The following is a 20,035-nucleotide window of genomic DNA, read 5'->3' as shown; positions in this document are numbered from 1 at the left end:
GTGACCGCGGGGGAGCCCCGGCGCCCGCGCCGCCGCACGGCGCCGGAGCCCGGCGACCTCGGGGCGCACCCGCTGCTGCTCCCGGGGGCCGTCGGGCTCGCGGGCTCGCTGCTCCTCCTCGTCGCGTCCTTCGTGGTCGGGCACACGCCCGCCGAGTCGGGCCTCAGCCGGTTGCCCGTCATCGGCGCGCTCCGGGTGTCGGCCCTCGCGACGGGCATCGGATCCGTCGCCGTCGTCGTCGGCGGCGTCATGCTCACCGCCGCCTGGCTGCTCCTGGGGGCGCTGCTCCCGCGCCTCGGCGCGTCGGGCCTCGCGGCCACGCTGCGCCTCGCGGTGCTCTGGTCCGTCCCGCTCCTGCCGAGCGCGCCGCTGTTCAGCCGCGACGTCTACTCCTACATCGCCCAGGGCCGGGTGCTCGCGGCCGGGCTCTCCCCCTACGAGCACGGCCCCGCGGTGCTCGACGACTGGCGGAGCACGGGCGTCGACCCGCTGTGGGCCCACAACCCCGCGCCCTACGGCCCGCTCTTCCTCGCCATCGAGCGCGTCATCGGCGGGATCGACACGGCGCTCGGCGTCGAGGCCGCCGTCCTCGCGGCGCGCGGCGTCGCCGTCCTCGGCGTCGTGCTCATGGTCGCGTGCGGCCTGCGGATCGCGCGCCGGCGCCGCATCGACCCGGTCCGGACGGTGTGGTTCCTCGCCGCGAGCCCGCTCGTGGCCTTCAACTTCGTGATGGCCGCCCACAACGACGCCCTCATGATGGGCCTCCTCGTCGCGGGACTGCTCGCGGCCATCGACTCGCGGCCGGTGCTCGGCGTCCTCCTGGTCACGGGCGCCGTGGCCGTGAAGCCCATCGCGCTGCTCGCGCTGCCGATCATCGCCATCGTCCACGCGGAGATGCGCGCGCGCCGCGTCGACGACCGGGCGCCGGCGGGCGTCGCCGTCGACGGGTCCGTGGGCGCGGTGCCGGGCCTCCGCCCGCCGACTCGCGATCCGCGCGTCTGGGCCGCGTGGGTCGCCTCCGGCGTCGCGACCATGAGCCTCCTCGTGCTCGCGGGGGAGCTCCTCGGCGTCGGCCTGGGCTGGATCTCCGCCCTGTCGAGCCCCGTCTCCGTGGTGTCGTGGTTCATGCCGTTCGGCATCGCGGCGGGGGCGATCGGGCCGCTCGTGGAGGCGCTCGGCGGTCCCGGCGGCGCCGTCGAGGGCGGGATCAAGACCGCGGGCATCCTGCTCGGGTTCGCGGGCGCCGCCTGGTGCATCCTCACGACCCGCACGCTCTCCGGCGAGGCGCGCCTCGCACTGGCCTTCGCGTGCGTCGTCGCGATGTCGCCCGTGGTCTACCCCTGGTACGGCCTGTGGGTGCTCGTCATCCTGGCGGTGGTCGGCATCGCCGACGGCGCGGCCATGTCGCTCGCCGTGTCCGCCACGGTGTTCCTCGTCGGCGTCAACCTGCTGGAGCCCATGGCCGTGGTGCACTCGGTGGCCTCCGGGTGGCCGCGGGTGCTGGTGGTCGCCGTCACGGTCGTGGGCGTCCTCGGGGTGCTCGCGCCGGGGCTGCAGGGACTCGCGGGGACGGATCCGTTCCGGGCCCTGCGCGCGCCGCGCCACCAGTTCTCCGCCGCGCGGCAGCCCCCGGCCTGACGCGGGCGGCCGCGCGGGAATGCGCGCGCCCGCTCGGGACGTTCTCCCGGGACACCACCGACGGGAGCGCGACCATGGACACCGACCTCGACTGGCACGACCTCATCCGCCGCGCGCACAGCGGCTTCGCCGACCGCCTCGGCGCGGTCACCGACTGGGCGGCCCCCACGCCCGACGTCGAGTGGGACGTCCGGGAGCTCGTGTCGCACGTCATCGAGGAGCAGCAGTGGGTGCCGCTCCTCCTCGCCGGCCACACCGCCGAGACCGGGCAGGCCCTCATCCGCGAGCTCGGCGACGACCTGGTGGCCGAGTGGGGCCGCTACTCCCGGGAGGCTCTCGCCGCGTGGCAGGGCGTCGACCCGGAGCGCCCCGTAGTGCTCTCCACCGACCGCGTGCCGGCGCGGGAGTACCTGCGCGAGCAGCTGTCCGACGTCGTCATCCACGGCTGGGACCTCGCCCGGGCGACGGGCGCGGACGAGCGCATCGACGACGAGCTGGTGCGCGCGACGTGGACCGTCTTCGCCCCCCAGAAGGACACCCTGGAGGCAAGCGGGCTGTTCGCGTCGCCCGTGCCGGTCGCGGAGGACGCGCCCCTGCAGGTGCGGCTGCTCGCGCTGACGGGCCGCGACGCCCGGTAGCGCGGGAATGATCTGACGGCCGTCCGGCCGATGCGGGACGGCGTCGCCACGCGACGTACCATGGGGGCATGAGCATCCCGGCTGCCGAGTCGGCGGCATCTCAGGTCCCCCCGATCGACCCCTCCGGTGAGGCGCGTCCCGGTGACGCGTCGACCCCCGAGGCCGGCCCCAGCGGCTACGCCCTCTGGGCCGTCCTCCGCCGCGACCCGCAGCGCCCCGACGACCTCGACGGCCGCGAGGTGCCCGGCGCCGTCGACGAGCTCGACGGCATCGTCGCGATCGTCGAGCGCGAGGGCGTCACCGTCCGCGGGTTCTACGACGTCTCCGGCATGCGCGCCGACGCCGACCTCATGGTCTGGATCCACGGCCCGCAGATGGAGACCCTGCAGTGGGCCTTCCGCGAGATCCGCCGCGCGCGCCTCATCCGCGCGCTCATCCCCTCGTGGAGCGCGGCGGGCGTCCACCGCGACGCCGAGTTCAACCGCAGCCACGTGCCCGGCTTCCTCCGCGGCGAGGAGCCGCGCGACTGGCTGTGCGTCTACCCGTTCGTCCGCTCCTACGAGTGGTACCTGCTCCCGCCCGAGGAGCGCGGGCGCATGCTCGCGCAGCACGGCCGCCAGGGCGCGGCCTTCCGCAGCGTCATCGCGAACACGGTCTCGTCGTTCGGCCTCGGCGACTACGAGTGGATCCTCCCGCTCGAGTCGAACGAGCTCATCGACCTGGTCGACATGATGCGCGACCTGCGCAACACCGACGCGCGCCGTCACGTGCGCGAGGAGGTCCCGTTCTACACGGGCCGCCGCATCACCACCGCCGAGCTCGTGGAGGTCCTCCAGTAATGGCCGCAGTGAACCTGGGCCGCAAGCCCGCCCCCGCCACCGACGCCCCGCGCGAGCCGGGCGCCCTCGTGTCCGCCGCGAGCCCCGCCGCGCAGCACGGCCCCGCGCACGTCGAGGAGCCCGTCGCGTACGACGCGATCCTCCTGGCGTCGTTCGGCGGCCCCGAGGGCCAGGACGACGTCATCCCCTTCCTCCGCAACGTGACCTCCGGCCGCGGCATCCCCGAGGAGCGCCTCGAGGAGGTCGCGCACCACTACCGCGCGTTCGGCGGCATCAGCCCCATCAACGAGCAGAACCGCGAGCTGAAGGCGGCCCTCGAGGCGCGCCTCGCCGAGCGCGGCATCGACCTGCCCGTGCTCTGGGGCAACCGCAACTGGGGCCCGTACCTCAACGACGCCCTGCGCGAGGCCGAGGAGAAGGGCTACCGCCAGCTCATCGCCGTCGCCACGAGCGCGTACAGCTCGTACTCGTCGTGCCGCCAGTACCGCGAGGACTTCGCGGACGCGCTCGAGGACACCGGCCTGCAGGGCGTGATCCGCATCGACAAGGTCCGCCAGTTCTTCGACCACCCGGGCTTCGTCACGCCGTTCATCGAGGGCACGCGCGACGGCATCCGCGACGTGATCGCGCACCTCGAGGCCGAGGGCGCCCCCGTCGACCTCGCGACCGACGTCGAGATCATGTTCAGCACCCACTCCATCCCGTCGTCGGACGCCGCCAAGTCCGGCCCCGCGGAGCGCGGCTTCGACCAGGACGGCGCGTACGCGGCGCAGCACCTCGCCGTCGCCGAGGTCGTCATGCACGAGGTCCGGAAGGAGCTCGGCATCGACCAGGAGGTGCCGTGGCAGCTGGTCTACCAGTCGCGCTCCGGCCCGCCGTCCATGCCGTGGCTCGAGCCCGACGTGAACGACGCCATCGGCGAGCTGCCCGCCAGGGGCCGCCGCGCCGTCGTCATCGTGCCGCTCGGCTTCGTGAGCGACCACATGGAGGTCAAGTGGGACCTCGACAACGAGGCCACCGAGTCCGCGGCCGAGAACGGCCTGTACTCGGTGCGCGTGCCCACGCCGGGCGTGCACGCCGCGTACGTCGACGGCCTCATCGACCTCGTGCTGGAGCGCCGCGACGGCATGGCGGCCGCCGACCGACCCCACATGACGGACCTCGGGCCCTGGTACGACGTCTGCCGCACCGGCTGCTGCGAGAACGTGCGGCTGGGCTTCAAGCCCGCCGTCTCCGGGCTGGCACCGTGACGGACGGTCCCACGACGCCGACCCCGCGGACGACGCTGCGCATCGGGACCCGGGGCAGCGCGCTCGCCCTGGCCCAGACGCGCGCGATCGCCGCGGAGATCACCGGCGCGTCGGGACTCGAGGTCGAGCTCGTCCCGGTCACCACGCACGGCGACACGTCGCGCGAGTCGCTGGCGACCCTCGGCGGCACCGGCGTGTTCGCGAGCGCCCTCCGGGAGTCGCTCCTCCGCGGCGAGTGCGACCTCGTGGTCCACTCGCTGAAGGACCTGCCGACGACCCCGTACGCGGGCCTCACGGTCGCGTCCGTGCCCGCGCGCGAGGACCCGCGCGACGTCGTGTGCGCGCGCGACGGCCTCACCCTGGCGACCCTGCCGCGCGGCGCGCGCGTGGGCACCGGATCCCCGCGGCGCCGCGCCCAGATCCTCGCCGAGCGCCCCGACCTCGAGGTGGTCGACATCCGCGGCAACATCGACACGCGGCTCTCGCGCGTCACCGCGGGGGACCTCGACGCCGTGATCCTCGCGGCCGCGGGCCTCGAGCGCATCGACCGCATCGACGCCGCCACGGAGCACCTCGAGCTCGACCGCTGGCCCACGGCTCCCGGCCAGGGCGCGCTCGCGCTCGAGATCCGGGTGGAGGACGCGGAGACGCACTCCGAGGTGGGCCGCGCGGTCGAGGCCGTCGACGACCCCTTCACGCACGCGGCCGTCCTCGCGGAGCGCGGCGTCCTCGCCGCCCTCGAGGCCGGCTGCGCCGCGCCCATCGGCGCCTTCGCCACGGTCACCAGCGCCCGCCTCGCCCTCACCGCCGTGGTCTACCGGCCGGACGGCACCCAGCGCATGGCCGCGAGCACCGAGCTCGACACCTCGGGGGTGGAGGTCGCCCAGCTGGGCGCCTACGCCTCCACGCTCTCGGGACCCGTGTCCCGCGAGCTCCTCGACGCCGGAGCGGCCGGCCTCGCGCCGCTGGGAGGGACCCGATGACCTCGACGGACCAGAAGCCCCTGAAGGGCTGGCGCGTGCTCGTGCCCCGCGGCGGGCCGTGGGGCGACGGCGTCGCCTACGACCTCCGCGCCCAGGGGGCCACGCCCGTCGTCGCGCCGATGATCAACTTCGCCGCCACGCAGGACGCGCCGGGCCTCGAGCAGGCCCTCGCCGACCTCGCCGCCGGCACCTTCGACTGGCTCACCGTCACGAGCGCCACCACGGTCGACGTCCTCTCCTCGCACCGGGCCTCCGTGCCGGAGGGCACCCGCATCGCCGCGGTCGGCGAGACCACCGCCGCAGCCCTCGTGGCCGCCGGGTACACGGTCGACTTCGTGCCGTCCATCGACTCCTCCGCCACCGCCCTCCTCGAGGAGTGGACCGAGATGGCCGCCGGGTCCCCGCGCCGCCGCGTGCTCACGCTGCGGTCGGAGATCGCGAAGCCGACGCTCACCGACGGGCTCATCGCCCGCGGCCACGACGTGCGCTCGGTCGTCGCCTACCGCACGGTGGGCGTCCCCGTCAGCGACCGGATCCGGGAGGACGTCGCCTCGGGCCGCGTCCGCGCGATCCTCGTTACCTCTGGCAGCGTCGCGGAGCAGGTGCACGAGCAGCTGGGCGACGTGCCCGAGGGCGTGCTCATCGCCTGCATCGGCCCGCGCACCGCGAAGGACGCCCGCCGCTCCGGCGTCCGCGTCGACGTGGTCGCGCCCGAGCGCTCGGCCGCCTCGCTCATCCAGTCCCTCGTCGACATAGCCCGCCAGGAGGAGCCGCGCACCGACAGCGCCGCCATCGCCGGCCTCGCCGACCTCCTCGATCGGAGCACCACCGAATGACGTCCCCGTACTACCGTCCGCGCCGCCTCCGCACGTCGCCCGCCATGCGCCGCCTGACCGCGGAGACGCGCCTGCACGCCGCCGACCTCGTGCTGCCGATGTTCGTGCGCGAGGGCCTGGCCGACGCGCAGCCCATCTCCTCCATGCCGGGCGTCTCCCAGCACTCGCTCGACAGCCTGCGCCGCGCGCTCGTCGAGGCCGCGGAGTCGGGCATCGGCGGCGTGATGCTGTTCGGCGTCCCCGCGGTCCGCGATGCGGAGGGCTCGGGCGCCAGCGACCCCGACGGGATCCTGAACGTCGCCACCCGGGTCGCCGTCGAGGAGGTCGGCGACGCGCTCGTCGTGCAGACCGACCTGTGCCTGGACGAGTTCACCGATCACGGCCACTGCGGCGTCCTCGACGCCCACGGCGTGGTCGACAACGACCGCACGCTCGACCGCTACCGCGCCATGGGCCTCGCGCAGGCCGAGGCCGGATCCCACCTGCTCGGCCTCAGCGGCATGATGGACGGCCAGGTCGGCGCGGTCCGCGAGGCCCTCGACGACGCCGGGCACCACGACGTCGCGATCCTCGCCTACGCGGCCAAGTACGCCAGCGCCTTCTACGGCCCGTTCCGCGAGGCGGTGGACTCGCAGCTCGTCGGCGACCGCCGTACGTACCAGATGGACAACGGCAACCGCCGCGAGGCGCTGCGCGAGGTCGAGCTCGACATCGAGGAGGGCGCCGACGTCGTCATGGTGAAGCCCGCCATGAGCTACCTCGACATCCTCGCCGACGTCGCCGCGTCGAGCAGCGTGCCCGTCTGGGCGTACCAGATCTCCGGCGAGTACGCGATGATCGAGGCCGCCGCGCAGAACGGCTGGATCGACCGCGAGCGCGCCATCGAGGAGAGCGTCCTCGGCATCAAGCGCGCCGGAGCCGACGCGATCCTCACCTACTGGGCCGTCGAGCTCGCCGAGCGCCTCGCGCGGCGCTGAGCCCGCACCCGCCCCGAGAACAGCACCGGCGCCGGATCCCCTCCGCCGCCCGAACCGAGCGCGACGCCACCGCGCACCGAAGGACTCACCGTGACCCACTCCCAGGACCTCTTCGACCGCGCACGCGACGTCATCCCCGGCGGCGTCAACTCGCCCGTCCGCGCGTTCGGATCCGTCGGCGGCACGCCGCGCATGATGGTGCGGGCGTCGGGTCCGTACGTGACCGACGCCGACGGCGTGGAGTACGTCGACCTCGTCAACTCGTGGGGTCCCGCGATCCTCGGCCACGCCCGCCCGGAGGTGGTGCGGGCGGTGCAGGACGCCGCCGCCCTCGGCCTCGGCTTCGGCGCCACCACCCCCGCGGAGACGGAGCTCGCCGAGCTCGTCACCGAGCGCGTGCGGGTCGCGGGCGTGGACGGATCCCCGGACCGCCGCCCCATCGAGAAGCTCCGGCTCGTCTCGACCGGCACCGAGGCCACCATGACCGCCATCCGCCTCGCCCGCGGCTTCACCGGCCGCGACCTGCTGGTGAAGTTCTCCGGGCACTACCACGGCCACTCCGACAGCCTCCTCGCGGAGGCGGGCTCGGGCGTCGCCACCCTCGCGCTGCCGGGCTCCGCGGGCATCCCCGAGGCCATCGCCGCGCAGACGATCGTGGTCCCGTACAACGACCTCGACGCCGTCCGCGCGGTCCTCGCCGAGCACGGCCCCCGCATCGCCGCCGTGATCACCGAGGCCGCCGCCGCGAACATGGGCGTCGTGCCGCCGTTGCCCGGGTTCACCGCCGAGCTCGCGCGCCTCACCCACGACAACGGGTCGCTCCTCATCTCCGACGAGGTGCTCACCGGCTTCCGCGTGCACCCGGCCGGCTACTGGGGCCTCGACAACGCCGGGCTGGCGGCCGACCACCCGGACGCGTGGACGCCCGACCTCGTCACCTACGGCAAGGTCATCGGCGGCGGCCTGCCCGTCGCGGCGCTCGGCGGCCGCGCGGACGTCATGGACCACCTCGCGCCCCTCGGCCCCGTCTACCAGGCCGGCACCCTCTCCGGGAACCCGGTCGCGGTCGCCGCGGGCCTCACGACGCTGCGCCTCGCCGACGCCGACGTGTACCGCGCGCTCGAGATCGCCGCCGACATCCTCATCTACGCGGTCGAGCTCGCCTTCGACCGCGCGGGCCTCGCCTACTCCGTGCAGCGCGCGGGCAGCCTCTTCAGCTTCACGTTCGGCACCCCGCCCGAGCGCGGGATCGTCGACTACGCGACCGTGCAGGCGCAGGAGACCTGGCGCTACCCGGCCTTCTTCCACGCGATGCTCGACCAGGGCGTCAGCCTGCCGCCGTCGGTCTTCGAGGCGTGGTTCGTGTCGGCCGCCATGGACGAGGCGTCGCTCGACCGCGTGATCCGCGCCCTGCCCGCCGCCGCCCGCGCGGCCGCCGACGCGACCCCGCCGGCCTAGCCCGGGCTCCTCGTCGGCCCCGTCGGACCCCTCGGCGCCGTCGGACCCGTCAGAGCGTGATGGCCGCGAAGCGCTCCAGCTCCACCCAGCCGTCGCGGCCGTCCGCGGGCGTCCCCGGGCGGGCGGTCGCCGGGACGCCGAGGCGGTCGGCCTCCGCCAGCTGCGCCACGTCGAAGCCCGTGAGCGCGCCGATCTCCGCCACCGCCACCTGGTAGGTGCGGTACGGCCCGAGCTCCGGGGCGCCCGGGGTCGCCGTGGCACGGTCGAGGTCGCCGAGCTGCGGGGCCTGGTCGAGCAGGTACCCGGTGGCCGCGAGGCCGTCGTCCGCGGCCCAGGCCGCGATCTTCCAGAACATGAGCGGGATCCGGACTCCGCGGTACACGGGGTCGTCCTCCGAGAAGACGGGGCCGGTCAGCACCGTCATGCGCCGGTCGCCGAGGTCGGCGTTCTCCAGCACGTAGTCCTCGAGCCCCAGCCACAGCTCCTTCGACTGGTTGAACTCGGCCGCCTGCGGCGCGGCGTTCGTGTACGCGAAGGTGTCCGCGCTCGCGCGGGCGGCCTCCGCGATGTCGCCCCACACCGGGTCCCGCCGGCGCACCAGGTGCCCGCGGTCGATGTCGTTGCGCGCGTACAGCTCCGGGCCGCACTGCTGGTCCTCCGGCAGGCGCGGATCCAGGTGCCAGTCGTCCGTGCGCTCCACGTCCACGAGGCGCCCGCCGTCGATGTTCACGGCCGTGAGCGCGGCGAGCCGCCGGTCGGTGTCCATGAGCACGGTGAAGTGCCGGTAGTCGAGCCGCACGGGCCGCGCGTCGGCCGGGGCCTCGGGCAGCGGGAGCGGGATGGGCAGGAAGTCGAGGTCGTAGCCGTCCATGCCCGGAGCCTATTCCCGGCCCCGGACGCCCGACCGGGCTGCGGAGCGGACGCCCAGGGGGCGGCGCGGGATGGATGCTTCCCGGCGGTCAGGCGCGACGCAGCGGCGCCGTGGTCCGGCCGCGGGCGAGCTCGGCGAAGACGTCGGTCGTGAGCCGGTAGGCGTGCTCGACCTCGGCGACGACGCGGGCGCGCTCGTCGTCGTCCCAGGGCACCTGGTCGAGGGCCTCGCGGTAGGTGCCGCAGAACCGACGCGGCTCCGCGATCTCGGCGAAGAGGTAGAGGCCCACGCCGTTGGTGTCGAAGCCGAACTGGCGCTGCAGGAGCGTGCGCAGCAGGCGCCCGCCGGACAGGTCGCCGAGGTAGCGCGTGTAGTGGTGCGCGATGAAGCCGCCGACCCACACGGAGGCGACCGTCTCGATCCGCTCGACGTAGGCCGCCGTGCTGGCGAGCGGACGGACCACGTCCCGCCAGTCGGCGCCGACCAGGAAGTCGAGGTCGGCCTCGATGGCCGGGAGGCGCGTGAGGTGCGGGTCGATGAAGCGCGCGGCGACGGGATCCGCCGCCATGCGCTGCGTCGCCGCCTCGATGGCGCGGTAGATGAAGTAGTGCTGGGCGACGAGGGCCACGTAGTCGTCGCGGCAGCCGCGTCCGGTCACCAGCGCCGTCATGAACTCGTCCGCGTCCTGGCTCTCGGCGCGCGGTCGTGCGCGGTCGCGGAGGGCCTCGGTGAGGGAGACGACGGTCATGATGTAGGTGAGCCTAACCTCATCCGCCACCCCGGCGGAAGGGCGTGCCGCGAGCCCCCGGGGGACGGTCGGCGGGGTCTCAGGAGGCGGCGGCGAAGAACACGAGGCCGAGCAGCGGCGGCACGCCCTGGATCAGCGCCGGGAGCAGGTACTTCTTGCCCGTGCTGGCGATGATGATCGAGGCGAGCACCATGCACGCGGTCGTGAACAGCACGAGCGTGAGGCCGGCGGGCACGTTGCCGACGAAGTAGAGGATGAGGCCGAGGCCCGCGCCGAGCGCGAGGAACAGGTTGTAGAAGCCCTGGTTGTAGGCCCAGGGCTTGATGATGCGGGCCTTCTCCTGGTCCTCGACGCCGAAGCGCCCCCACGCGAACGGCTTCTCGAACCAGACGCTCTCGAGCAGGAAGAAGACGACGTGCAGCAGGGCCGCGAGTCCGACGAAGATGGTTCCGGTGGCGGCGACCGCGGTCATGTTCCCTCACTCCGGCGGCAGCGTGCCGCATCGCGCCCAGGCTAGCGCGGGCCGCGCTCCCGCGAGCGCGCGGACGGCGGCGGGCCGGGCGTCAGGAGCGGACGTCGACGACCACGCGTCCGCTCGAGGCGCCCGAGAGGATCCGCTCGCCGGCGGCGACGGCTCCGTCCAGCGGCACCGTCGTCGTGATCGCGTCGAGGAGCGCCGGGTCGAGGTCGGTGGCGAGCCGCGCCCACGCCTCGCGGCGGAGCGCGGCGGGTGCGTCCACCGAGTTGATGCCGGCGAGCGTCACGGCGCGGAGGATGAACGGCAGCACGGTGCCCGGCAGGTCGGGGCCCTGCGCGAGGCCGGCGGCCGTGACCACGCCGCCCCACCGGGTCTGCGCGAGCACGTTCACGAGCGTCGAGCTGCCCACGCTGTCGACCGCGCCCGCCCAGCGGATGCGCTGCAGCGGCTTGCCCGGCTCGCCGAGCTCCGCGCGGTCGATCACGTCCGCCGCGCCGAGCGCCCGCAGCCGGTCGCCGAGCTCGTCGGCGCGGCCGGTGGACGCGACCACGCGGTGGCCGAGGCGCGCGAGGAGGGCGACGGCCACGGATCCGACCCCGCCGCCCGCGCCCGTGACGAGCACGTCGCCCGCGCCGGGCTCGACGCCGCCGCGCTCCAGCGCGAGCACCGAGAGCATCGCGGTGAAGCCGGCCGTGCCGATGGCGGCCGCGCGTCGGGCGTCGAGCCCGTCGGGCACGCGGACGAGGGCGTCGGCCGGGACGCGCACGCGCTCGGCGAGCCCGCCGTCGCGGCTCTCGCCGAGGCCGGCGCCGGTCAGGACGACCAGGTCGCCCGGGGAGAAGGCGTCGGATCCGCTCGCCCGGACCGTGCCGACGGCGTCGATGCCCGCCACGAGCGGGCTGGTGCGCGCGATGCCCGGACGACCGCCCAGCAGCATGCCGTCCTTGTAGTTGATGCTCGAGAACAGCACGTCGAGGAGGACCTCGCCGTCGCCCGGCCCGTCCGCACCGCCCGTCGCCTGCTCGTCGGGGAGGTCGCGCAGGGCGACCTCGATGCCCGTCGTGCCGTCGTCGGCGACGGTCTGCTCGGCCACGAGCGCGCGGTACGTCATGCCGTCACGCTACGCCCGCGGGTGCGGCCCGCGCGAGCGCCGGCGGCGCGCCCCGGATCAGCCGAAGAGGATGGCGGCCTCGTCGTAGCGGTGCTGCGGCACGGTCTTCAGGCGGCCGAGGGCCTCCTCGAAGCCGACGTGCACGATGTCGGTGCCGCGGAGCGCGACCATGCGGCCCCAGTGGCCGTCGCGGACGCTGTCGACCGCGGCGAGGCCGAGGCGCGTCGCGAGCACGCGGTCGTAGGAGGACGGCGTGCCGCCGCGCTGGATGTGGCCGAGGGTGGTGGCGCGGGTCTCGATGCCCGTGCGCTCCTCGATGATCGGCGCGAGCTGCTCGCCGATCCCGCCGAGGCGGGGGCGGCCGAACGCGTCGAGGCCGCGCTCGCCGTGGGCGTCGGCCGCGTGCTCGGGCACGAAGCCCTCGGCGACGACGACGAGCGGGGCGCGCCCGCGGTCGTAGGCCGAGCGGACCCAGGCCACGATCTCGTCCATGCTCGTCTTCTGCTCGGGGATGAGGATCGCGTGGGCGCCCGCGGCCATGCCGGAGTGCAGGGCGATCCACCCGACGTGGCGGCCCATCACCTCGGCCACCATGCAGCGGCTGTGCGAGTCGCCCGTGGTGCGGAGGCGGTCCATGGCGTCGGTCGCGATCTGCACCGCGGTGTCGAAGCCGAAGGTGTAGTCGGTGGCGTCGAGGTCGTTGTCGACCGTCTTGGGGACGCCGACGATCTTGAGCCCCGCGTCCGTGAGGCGCTTCGCGGCGGCCAGCGTGCCCTCGCCGCCGATGGCGAGGATCGCGTCGATGCCGAGGCGGTCGAGGTTCTCCTGGATCCGCTCCACGCCGCCGTCGCCCTCGAACGGGTTCGTGCGGCTGGTGCCGAGGATCGTGCCGCCCTGCTTGCCGATGCCCTGGATGTCGCGTCGGGCGAGCGGCATGACGTCGCCGTCGACGACGCCCCGCCAGCCGTCGCGGAAGCCGACGAACTCCTGCTTGTGGATGGTCGTTCCCTTGAGCACCGCCCCGCGGATCACCGCGTTGAGTCCGGGGCAGTCTCCGCCTGAGGTGAGGATTCCGATGCGCACACGTCCATCATGGGGCACGCGTCCGCGAGACTGGGTGGATGGACACCGCGCCGGATGGGCCCCGGCACCCCGGATCGGCCCCGCCGGTCGCCGCGGACGCCCTCGACGGCCTCGCGCGCAGGGCCCTCGGCCTCGTCCGGGACGGTCGCCGCGCGGTGCTCGGCATCGCGGGCAGCCCGGGCGCCGGGAAGACGACGCTCGCGCGGGCGCTGGTCGCGCGCGTCGACGCGGTCGCCGGCGCGGGCACGGCGGCGAGCGTGCCCATGGACGGCTTCCACCTCGCCAACGCGACGCTCGACCGCCGGGGACTGCGGGACCGCAAGGGCGCGGTCGACACCTTCGACGGATGGGGCGTCCTCGCCCTCGTGCGGCGCCTCCGCGTCGAGGCGGACCACGCGGTGTACGCGCCGTCGTTCGACCGGGCCGTCGACGAGGGCGTCACCGGCGCGATCGCGGTGGAGCCCGGCACGCGCCTCGTCGTCCTCGAGGGCAACTACCTCCTGGTGGACGAGGAGCCCTGGACCCTCGTCGCCGCGGAGCTCGACGAGTCCTGGTACTGCGCGACCCCGGACGCGGAGCGCGAGGCGCGCCTCGTCGAGCGGCACACGGCGGGCGGGCGGACGCCGGCCGCGGCCGAAGCCTGGGCTCGGGAGGTCGACGGCGCGAACGCCCGCCTGATCGAGGGCACCCGGCGCCGCGCCGACCTGGTGGTGGACGGCACGGCCGCCGGTGTCCGCGGCGCCGTGGACCACGACGCCGCGGGCGGCTGACGGCGGATCAGAGCTCGACGGTGCCGTGCTCCCCGACGTCCTTCGGGCGCTCGCCCGTGACGACGGCCTTCGCGTACTTGATGAGCGCGACGGGCTTCGGGGTGTCCTGGTACCAGTACTCGGCGGCGTCGGCGTGCACGCGCACGAGCGCCACGCTCGGATCCTCCTTGCCCCCCTCGAACCACGCCTCGGCGCCCGCGGACCACAGCTCGTCGATGCGCCCGCGATCGCGGGTGACCTCGGCCGTGCCGGCGATCGACAGGAAGCCGTCGCCGGTCTGCAGGGACACGTTGACCTGGTCGTTCGCCCGGATCTCGGTGGTCTTGTCGCTGGGGTCCTTCGTGAAGAACCAGAGGTCCCCGTCGAAGTCGCGCTCCTGGCTGGCGAGCGGGCGGCTCACGAGCTGCCCGTGGGCGTTGACGGTGGTGAGGAGCGCGATGCGCGCCCCCTTGATGAGCTCGGCGACGCGCTCGCGGTCGGCCTGGTCGTCCTGGATGTCGGTCATGGGGCCGACGCTACGCGTGCCGCCTCCCGCGGAGGAGGGTCGGCGGCCGTGCGTACCCTGAGGGGATGGACGGAGGCGGCATGGGGACGACCCCTCCCGACGCGCGGACGGCCTACGTCCCGGCCCGCGAGGTCGACCTCCGGCTCGTGCTGCGGCCCCTGTTCCGGGGAGTGGTGGATCCGACCTGCCGCTGGGACCCGGCACCGCCCGGATCCCGCCGCGTCGGCGTCTGGCGCACCGCGCGCACGCCCCTCGGGCCCGCGTCGCTGCGACTCGACCCGCGTGCGGACGGCGGCGTCGACGCGCGCGCGTGGGGGCCCGGGGCCGAGTGGGCCGTCGAGGGCGTGCCCGAGCTCCTCGGCGAGGGCGACGACTGGTCCGACCTCGACGTCTCGGCGCACCCGCTCCTCCGCGACGCGCACCGGCGCCTCCCGGCGCTGCGGCTGATGCGCACGAACCACGTGTTCGAGGCGATGGCGTCCGCGGTGCTGGAGCAGAAGGTGACGGGACTCGAGGCGCGACGGGCGTGGCGGCAGCTGATCCTCGCGCACGGCGAGCCCGCGCCCGGGCCCGTCCCCGGCGGGATGCGCGTGCTGCCGTCGCCCGAGCGCTGGCGGCTCATCCCGTCGTGGGAGTGGCACCGCGCCGGCGTCGACCCGAAGCGGTCGCGCACCCTCATCGCCGTCGCGACCAGCGCCGCGGGCCTCGAGCGCACCCTGGCGCTCGGCCGGGGGAGCGAGGACATCACGCGTCGGCTGCGCTCCGTCCCGGGCGTCGGCATCTGGACGGCGGCCGAGACGACGCAGCGGTCGCACGGCGATCCGGACTCGGTGAGCGTCGGCGACTACCACGTGCACGACACGGTGGGGTGGGCGCTCGCCGGCCACCCGGTCGACGACGACGGGATGCTCGAGCTCCTCGAGCCGTGGCGCGGTCAGCGCCAGCGCGTGATGCGCCTCATCGAGGCGAGCGGGTTCCGGAAGCCGCGCTTCGGGCCCCGCATGACGGTGCAGGACCACCGCGGGCACTGAGCCTCCGATCCGCGCCGAGCCGCGGAGCGCGCTGCGGAGCGGACGGCGGCGCGCCGGGCGGTCCGTCCGGCGCCCACCGGGTCAGCTGTCGGCGGCGATGCCCTCGGGGAGCTGCGCGCCGGCACCCGCCAGCGCGTCCACCAGGTCCTGGCCCGCGACGGTGGGGACGACGTCGCCCTGGATGCGCAGGGTCGGCGTGCCCGTGACGCCCGCCGCGCTCGCGTCGGACGTGTTCCCCGTGATCCACGAGGAGTACCGCCCCTCGGCCACGCACGTGCGCGTCGACTCCGAGGAGACGTCGAGCGTGGTGAGCCAGGTGACGAAGTCGGCGTGGGTCCACGAGTCGGTCACGGTGGAGTGGTTGTCGAAGAGGGCCGAGTGCACGGCCGGCCACTTGTCGGGCTCCTCCGCGAGGACGCAGGCCGCCGCGCTGCCCGCGACCTGCCCGTACTTCGTGACGATCTGGATGGGGTGGTAGACGACGCGCACCTGACCCGTGGCCGCGAGCCGGTCGAGCAGCGGGCCGCTCTCGGACTCGTACTGGGCGCAGTGGGGGCACGAGTAGTCCTCGAAGACGTCGAGCGTGACGGGCGCGTCGGCCGCGCCGACGCTCACGCCGGTGGCCTCGGAGGCGACCCGCACCTCGTCGCCCGTCGACAGCGGCGCGGTCGCGTCGGCGACGGGGCCCGCGGCGCTCGCCGCCTGCGACTGGCCGAGGAGGTAGACGCCGCCGGCGATGGCCGCGATGACGACGACGAGTCCGCCCGCGACCGAGAATTGGGTGATGAGCCGGCGGCGCTTGCGGCGACGGTCGTCGAACGCCCTCTCGATGCGTGCCTTCTCGCGGATCGCGCGGATCTTCTCGTTCTCATGCCGGGCCATGCGCCCGATCCTAGGGAGCGGCGTGCCGCCGGCCCTGGGAGGCGCCACAGCGCCCGGTGCGGATAGGCTCGACGGGTGCCCGAAGACGCGTCGTACGCCCCCCGCAACCCCACCGGACAGCAGCACGAGCTCATCGCGGAGGTGGACGGCCGCTCCCAGCGCATGGTGATCGCGGAGGTCGGCGCCGCGCTGCGCGTGCTCCAGGTCGACGGCACGGACCTCGTGCAGTCCTACCCCGAGACGGAGCAGCCGCCGTTCTGCAGCGGCATCGTGCTCGCGCCGTGGCCCAACCGGATCCGCGACGGCATCTGGGAGCAGGACGGCGTGACGCACCAGCTCGACATCACCGAGGTCGACCGGGAGAACGCGATCCACGGGCTCCTGGAGCACGCCCCCTACCGCCTGGTGGAGCGCGACGACGTGTCCGTCACGCTGTCGGCGGACGTCCACCCGCAGCGCGGCTACCCCTTCGCCCTCGAGACGACCGTGCGGTACGAGCTCACCGGGCAGGGCGTGCGCGTCACCCACGGGATCCGGAACGTCGGCTCCGAGGACGCCCCTGTCGCCGTCGGCACGCACCCCTTCCTCCGCGTCGGCGACGTGCCCACCGAGGACCTCGAGGTCGTCATCGACGCGCCCACCCACATCGAGGTGGACCCGGTCCGCCTCAACCCCACGGGCGTCCAGGCCCCGGTCGAGGGCACCCGCTACGACCTCCGCGGCGGGGTCCGCGTGCGCGACGCGAAGCTCGACGACGCCTGGGCCGATGCCCGCGTGGTCGACGGGGTGACGCGCCACGGCGTGCAGGCGCCCGACGGCCGCCGCACCGAGATCTGGGCCGACGGGGAGTTCACCTACTGGCAGGTCTTCGTGACGCCGTGGTATCCCGCGGCCGACGGGCACGTCTGGGCGGTCGCGGTGGAGCCGATGACGGCACCCGCCGATGCGTTCAACTCCGGCGACGGCCTCATCACGCTGGAGCCCGGGTCCGAGTGGTCGGGCACCTGGGGCATCGACCTCCACGACTGATCCCGGCCGGGGGCGGCCGCCGGTCCCTCGGAGGCCGCGGTCGACCTGGATGCCGGCTGGGAGCCGTGGTCGCAATCCGAATCGCCCGGCGGCGGCCGGGGCGATCGTCCTAGCGTCGACGGCATGACCGACACCGACGCGACCACCGCTCCCCTCGACAGCATCACCGGCGTGCACCACGTGCGCATCTCCGTCTCCGACCTCGCCCGCTCGCGCGCCTTCTACGAGGGCGTGCTGGGCCTCACCCCCGCCATCGTCAGCGAGGGCGACCCGAGCGACCCGGCCGTCCTCCAGGATCCGTCCGTCTTCTTCGGCGGCGTCATCTACGGCGTCGGCGACCAGCTCCTCGGCCTCCGTCCCGTGCAGGGCGACGGCGGCGCGTTCGACCCCGCCGTCCGCGGCCTCGACCACGTGAGCCTCGCGGTCCCGTCGCGGGACGAGCTCGTGAAGGCGGCCGCGCTCTTCGCCGAGCGGGGCATCGCCCACGGCGAGGTGACCGACATCTCCGGCATGTCGATCCTCTCGGTGCAGGACCCGGACGACATCAACGTCGAGCTCGTCTTCGCGGGCTGATCCGGCGCGGGGCGGCGGCTCGCGCCGCCGACCCCGCACCCCGCCGTCCCCTCGACTGCGTAGCATCGGACGGGTGCGCGGGTCGCTACGCAGGACACGGTCGAGGAGGACGCGATGACGACGACGGATCCCCTGGCGCTCGAGAGCCAGGTCTGCTTCCAGGCGGTCGTGGCCGCCCGCACGGTGGTGGCCGTGTACCGGCCGATCCTCGAGCCGCTCGGGCTCACGCATCCGCAGTACCTCGTCATGCTCGCGCTCTGGGAGCGCGACGCGCGCTCCATCTCGGACCTCGGGTCCACCCTGCAGCTCGAGCCCGCGACGCTCACCCCGCTGCTGAAGCGGCTCCAGGCCGCCGGGTTCGTCGACCGGGCGCGCAGCACCGTCGACGAGCGCGTCGTGGTGGTGTCCCTCACCGCCCGCGGGCAGGAGCTCCGCGAGCGGGCGCTCGACGTACCCGCCCAGGCGGCGGCGCGCACCGGCCTGACCGTCGCCGAGCTGGAGGCGCTGCGCGACGCGCTCGACGACGTGGTCGGCCGGCTCACGGGTGCGCTGGCGGACGACCGCGCCGCCTGACCGGGCCGGCTGACCGGGCCTCCCGGGCCCGTCGTCTACACTGCGGGCGATGCCTGCCCCGTCCCCGATCGCCCCGCGCGTCCAGCGCGTGATCCGAGGGCTCGCCGCATCCACCACCGCCACCTTCGTGGCCGCCCTCTTCCACGAGGCAGGCGGGGGAGCCGCCCCCTCCTGGGGCGTCGTCGCCTTCGGGCTCGCCCTCGCGTCGCTCGCGGCCATCGCGCTCGCGGGCGCGCGCCCCGCGCTGTGGCGGCTCGTCACCGCGGTCGGCATCAGCCAGCTGCTCTTCCACGGGCTCTTCACGGCGGCGGGGGACGGCTCCGGGGCCGTGACGGGGGATGCGCACGCGGGCATGGGCCACGGGGCGGCGCCGATCGGGGTGGCGGGGATCGCCGGGAGCTCCGGCGGCTCCGCGGTGCCCGGTCCTGCGGTGCCGCTCGACGTCGGCATGCTCCTCTCGCACGGCGCCGCCCTCGTCGTCACGGTCCTCGCCCTCCGGCACGGCGAGGCCGCCCTCCGCGCGCTCGTCGCGGCCGCGGGCCTCCGCGTCGTGCGGACCCTCGCGATCCCGTTCCTCCGGCCCGAGGGGCGGCGCCCTGCCGCGCTCACCCGCGTCCGTCGGGCGCCCCGCCCGCTGCGCGACCTCTGCGCCCGGCTCGGGAGCCTGCGCCACCGCGGCCCGCCGCGCGCCCTCCCCGCCGCCTGACCCGACGGCTGGCTCGTCCGCGTGCCCCGACGGCGCGACCCGCACCCGTGGGTCCCGGGCGCCGTCGATGCCGGCCGCGCCCGACGCGCCCGTCGTCGGCGCCGCGACGACGATGCCCGCGCATCGCCCGCTCCCTCTCCCTCACCCCGGACGCCGGCACCGCCGCGTCCGCACCCGGGGCCGCCTCCGCGGCCCGGAACAGGACATCCGCATGAGCTCCACCTCCTCCACCTCCTCCTCCCGCCGCCGTCGCGCGGCCCGCTCGGCCGCCGCGCTCGTCGGCGGCGTCGCGCTCGCCGTCGCCGCGCCGCTCGCGGCCTCCGCGCACGTCCGCGTCTCGCCCGACCAGGCGTCCGCCGGCGGCTACAGCACGCTGACCTTCACGGTCCCGACCGAGTCGGCGACGGCCACCACGACGCGGGTCACCGTGGACCTCCCGCAGGACACCCCGTTCTCGAGCCTGTCCACCGAGCCGGTGCCCGGATGGACGGCCCAGGTCACGACGGAGGCGCTCGACGCGCCCGTGCAGACGGACGACGCGACCATCACCGACGCGCCGATCGAGGTCACGTGGACCGCCGATGACGGCGTGGGCCTCGCGGCCGGCGAGTTCCAGCGCTTCACCGTCTCGGTGGGACCCGTCCCCGAGACCGGCAGCATCGTGCTCCCGGCCCACCAGGGCTACTCCGACGGATCCGTCGTGGACTGGGACGAGACGACCCCGGCGTCCGGCGCGGAGCCGGAGCACCCCGCGCCCGTCCTCTACGTGGACGACGCGCCGCCCGCCGACGCCATGAGCGCCATGACGACGACGCCCGCGCCGGACGCGACCGTCGTCGCGGCCTCGGACCCCAGCGCCACGACCAGCGCGGTCGCGGTGGGCCTCGGCGTGGGCGGGCTCGCCCTCGGGGCCGTCGCCGTCGTGGTGGCCGTGTTCGCGCTCACGCGCGTGCGCCGCGAGAACGGCGACCGCGCGTGACGTCCGGGGACCGGACCTCACGGCGTCCTCGCCCCGCGCCCGCGCCCGCGCCCGCCGCGCCCCGGCACGGCGCGCTC

General features: G+C 75.2%; 22 protein-coding genes. 15 read left to right on the top strand and 7 right to left on the bottom strand.

The features are described from left to right. The 8 genes from mptB to hemL all read left to right on the top strand — a co-directional run bounded on the left by mptB (window position 1) and on the right by hemL (window position 8,619). Complete coding sequence (gene mptB / locus AC07VC_RS13565) at window positions 1–1,638, top strand: polyprenol phosphomannose-dependent alpha 1,6 mannosyltransferase MptB (RefSeq protein WP_494675078.1); 1,638 nt, start codon at window positions 1–3, stop codon at window positions 1,636–1,638. 74 nt (window positions 1,639–1,712) lie between these two features. Continuing rightward, the gene (locus AC07VC_RS13560; RefSeq protein ID WP_317229880.1) at window positions 1,713–2,276 is read left to right on the top strand and encodes a TIGR03086 family metal-binding protein; all 564 of its coding nucleotides are present in this window, start codon (window positions 1,713–1,715) and stop codon (window positions 2,274–2,276) included. A 68-nt stretch (window positions 2,277–2,344) separates the two neighbouring features. Continuing rightward, window positions 2,345–3,115: a hydrogen peroxide-dependent heme synthase gene (hemQ, locus tag AC07VC_RS13555; protein WP_494675079.1), complete on the top strand. Its 771-nt coding sequence runs from the start codon at window positions 2,345–2,347 to the stop codon at window positions 3,113–3,115. Continuing rightward, window positions 3,115–4,365 (top strand): ferrochelatase, encoded by a 1,251-nt coding sequence (locus AC07VC_RS13550; protein WP_317229882.1) that lies wholly within the window; start codon window positions 3,115–3,117, stop codon window positions 4,363–4,365. The genes hemQ and AC07VC_RS13550 overlap by 1 nt, the downstream gene beginning before the upstream one ends. Continuing rightward, window positions 4,362–5,348 (top strand): hydroxymethylbilane synthase, encoded by a 987-nt coding sequence (hemC, locus tag AC07VC_RS13545; protein ID WP_494675080.1) that lies wholly within the window; start codon window positions 4,362–4,364, stop codon window positions 5,346–5,348. Before AC07VC_RS13550 ends, hemC begins: the two co-directional genes overlap by 4 nt. After that, the gene (locus AC07VC_RS13540) at window positions 5,345–6,184 is read left to right on the top strand and encodes a uroporphyrinogen-III synthase (RefSeq protein WP_494675081.1); all 840 of its coding nucleotides are present in this window, start codon (window positions 5,345–5,347) and stop codon (window positions 6,182–6,184) included. Before hemC ends, AC07VC_RS13540 begins: the two co-directional genes overlap by 4 nt. Next, the gene (gene hemB / locus AC07VC_RS13535) at window positions 6,181–7,161 is read left to right on the top strand and encodes a porphobilinogen synthase (RefSeq protein ID WP_494675082.1); all 981 of its coding nucleotides are present in this window, start codon (window positions 6,181–6,183) and stop codon (window positions 7,159–7,161) included. Before AC07VC_RS13540 ends, hemB begins: the two co-directional genes overlap by 4 nt. Window positions 7,162–7,251: 90 nt before the next feature. Next, window positions 7,252–8,619 carry a glutamate-1-semialdehyde 2,1-aminomutase gene (gene hemL / locus AC07VC_RS13530; RefSeq protein WP_494675083.1) on the top strand — a complete coding sequence of 456 codons (1,368 nt, stop codon included), beginning with the start codon at window positions 7,252–7,254 and terminating at the stop codon, window positions 8,617–8,619. A gap of 49 nt (window positions 8,620–8,668) precedes the next feature. Here hemL and AC07VC_RS13525 read toward each other — a convergent pair whose 3' ends face one another. From AC07VC_RS13525 to AC07VC_RS13505, 5 genes are all read right to left on the bottom strand, one after another. After that, window positions 8,669–9,490: a DNA/RNA non-specific endonuclease gene (locus tag AC07VC_RS13525; protein WP_494675084.1), complete on the bottom strand. Its 822-nt coding sequence runs from the start codon at window positions 9,488–9,490 to the stop codon at window positions 8,669–8,671. Window positions 9,491–9,578: 88 nt separating this feature from the next. Continuing rightward, entirely contained in the window at window positions 9,579–10,238 is a 660-nt protein-coding gene (locus tag AC07VC_RS13520) for a biliverdin-producing heme oxygenase (RefSeq protein WP_494675085.1), read from the bottom strand. A 79-nt stretch (window positions 10,239–10,317) separates the two neighbouring features. Beyond that, complete coding sequence (locus tag AC07VC_RS13515; protein ID WP_317229889.1) at window positions 10,318–10,710, bottom strand: DUF1304 domain-containing protein; 393 nt, start codon at window positions 10,708–10,710, stop codon at window positions 10,318–10,320. Between the two features lie 91 nt (window positions 10,711–10,801). Beyond that, window positions 10,802–11,827 (bottom strand): MDR family oxidoreductase, encoded by a 1,026-nt coding sequence (locus tag AC07VC_RS13510; RefSeq protein WP_494675086.1) that lies wholly within the window; start codon window positions 11,825–11,827, stop codon window positions 10,802–10,804. A gap of 57 nt (window positions 11,828–11,884) precedes the next feature. Further along, a complete protein-coding gene (locus AC07VC_RS13505; protein WP_094115051.1) occupies window positions 11,885–12,910 on the bottom strand; it encodes a 6-phosphofructokinase in 1,026 nt (341 codons plus the stop codon). Window positions 12,911–12,948: 38 nt separating this feature from the next. On the opposite strand from AC07VC_RS13505, the gene AC07VC_RS13500 reads away from it, so the two are divergent. Then, window positions 12,949–13,680, top strand: a complete 732-nt coding sequence (locus AC07VC_RS13500; protein WP_494675087.1) for a nucleoside/nucleotide kinase family protein — start codon at window positions 12,949–12,951, stop codon at window positions 13,678–13,680. Window positions 13,681–13,687: 7 nt separating this feature from the next. On the opposite strand, the gene AC07VC_RS13495 is transcribed toward AC07VC_RS13500, so the two are convergent. Continuing rightward, window positions 13,688–14,185 (bottom strand): pyridoxamine 5'-phosphate oxidase family protein, encoded by a 498-nt coding sequence (locus AC07VC_RS13495; protein ID WP_317230499.1) that lies wholly within the window; start codon window positions 14,183–14,185, stop codon window positions 13,688–13,690. A 65-nt stretch (window positions 14,186–14,250) separates the two neighbouring features. Here AC07VC_RS13495 and AC07VC_RS13490 point away from each other — a divergent pair, with 65 nt between their 5' ends. After that, window positions 14,251–15,216, top strand: a complete 966-nt coding sequence (locus AC07VC_RS13490) for a DNA-3-methyladenine glycosylase family protein (protein ID WP_494724468.1) — start codon at window positions 14,251–14,253, stop codon at window positions 15,214–15,216. 81 nt (window positions 15,217–15,297) lie between these two features. Here the strand turns inward: AC07VC_RS13490 and AC07VC_RS13485 are convergent, their stop codons facing one another. Next, entirely contained in the window at window positions 15,298–16,098 is an 801-nt protein-coding gene (locus tag AC07VC_RS13485; protein ID WP_494675089.1) for a DsbA family protein, read from the bottom strand. Between the two features lie 75 nt (window positions 16,099–16,173). On the opposite strand from AC07VC_RS13485, the gene AC07VC_RS13480 reads away from it, so the two are divergent. The 5 genes from AC07VC_RS13480 to AC07VC_RS13460 all read left to right on the top strand — a co-directional run bounded on the left by AC07VC_RS13480 (window position 16,174) and on the right by AC07VC_RS13460 (window position 19,958). Continuing rightward, entirely contained in the window at window positions 16,174–17,127 is a 954-nt protein-coding gene (locus tag AC07VC_RS13480) for an aldose 1-epimerase family protein (protein WP_317230496.1), read from the top strand. Window positions 17,128–17,250: 123 nt separating this feature from the next. Further along, complete coding sequence (locus AC07VC_RS13475; RefSeq protein WP_494675090.1) at window positions 17,251–17,700, top strand: VOC family protein; 450 nt, start codon at window positions 17,251–17,253, stop codon at window positions 17,698–17,700. A 114-nt stretch (window positions 17,701–17,814) separates the two neighbouring features. After that, on the top strand, window positions 17,815–18,273 hold the full coding sequence (locus AC07VC_RS13470; RefSeq protein WP_494675091.1) for a MarR family winged helix-turn-helix transcriptional regulator: 459 nt from the start codon (window positions 17,815–17,817) through the stop codon (window positions 18,271–18,273). Between the two features lie 49 nt (window positions 18,274–18,322). Next, window positions 18,323–18,979, top strand: a complete 657-nt coding sequence (locus AC07VC_RS13465; RefSeq protein ID WP_494675092.1) for a hypothetical protein — start codon at window positions 18,323–18,325, stop codon at window positions 18,977–18,979. A gap of 211 nt (window positions 18,980–19,190) precedes the next feature. Then, window positions 19,191–19,958 carry a YcnI family copper-binding membrane protein gene (locus tag AC07VC_RS13460; protein WP_494675093.1) on the top strand — a complete coding sequence of 256 codons (768 nt, stop codon included), beginning with the start codon at window positions 19,191–19,193 and terminating at the stop codon, window positions 19,956–19,958. Window positions 19,959–20,035 lie beyond the last annotated feature (77 nt).

The sequence above is a fragment of the Clavibacter sp. GW821-FHT01D01 genome (assembly GCF_059422605.1).
The sequence above is the reverse complement of the archived record's forward strand: the minus strand, read 5'-3'. Positions and strand labels throughout refer to the sequence as shown.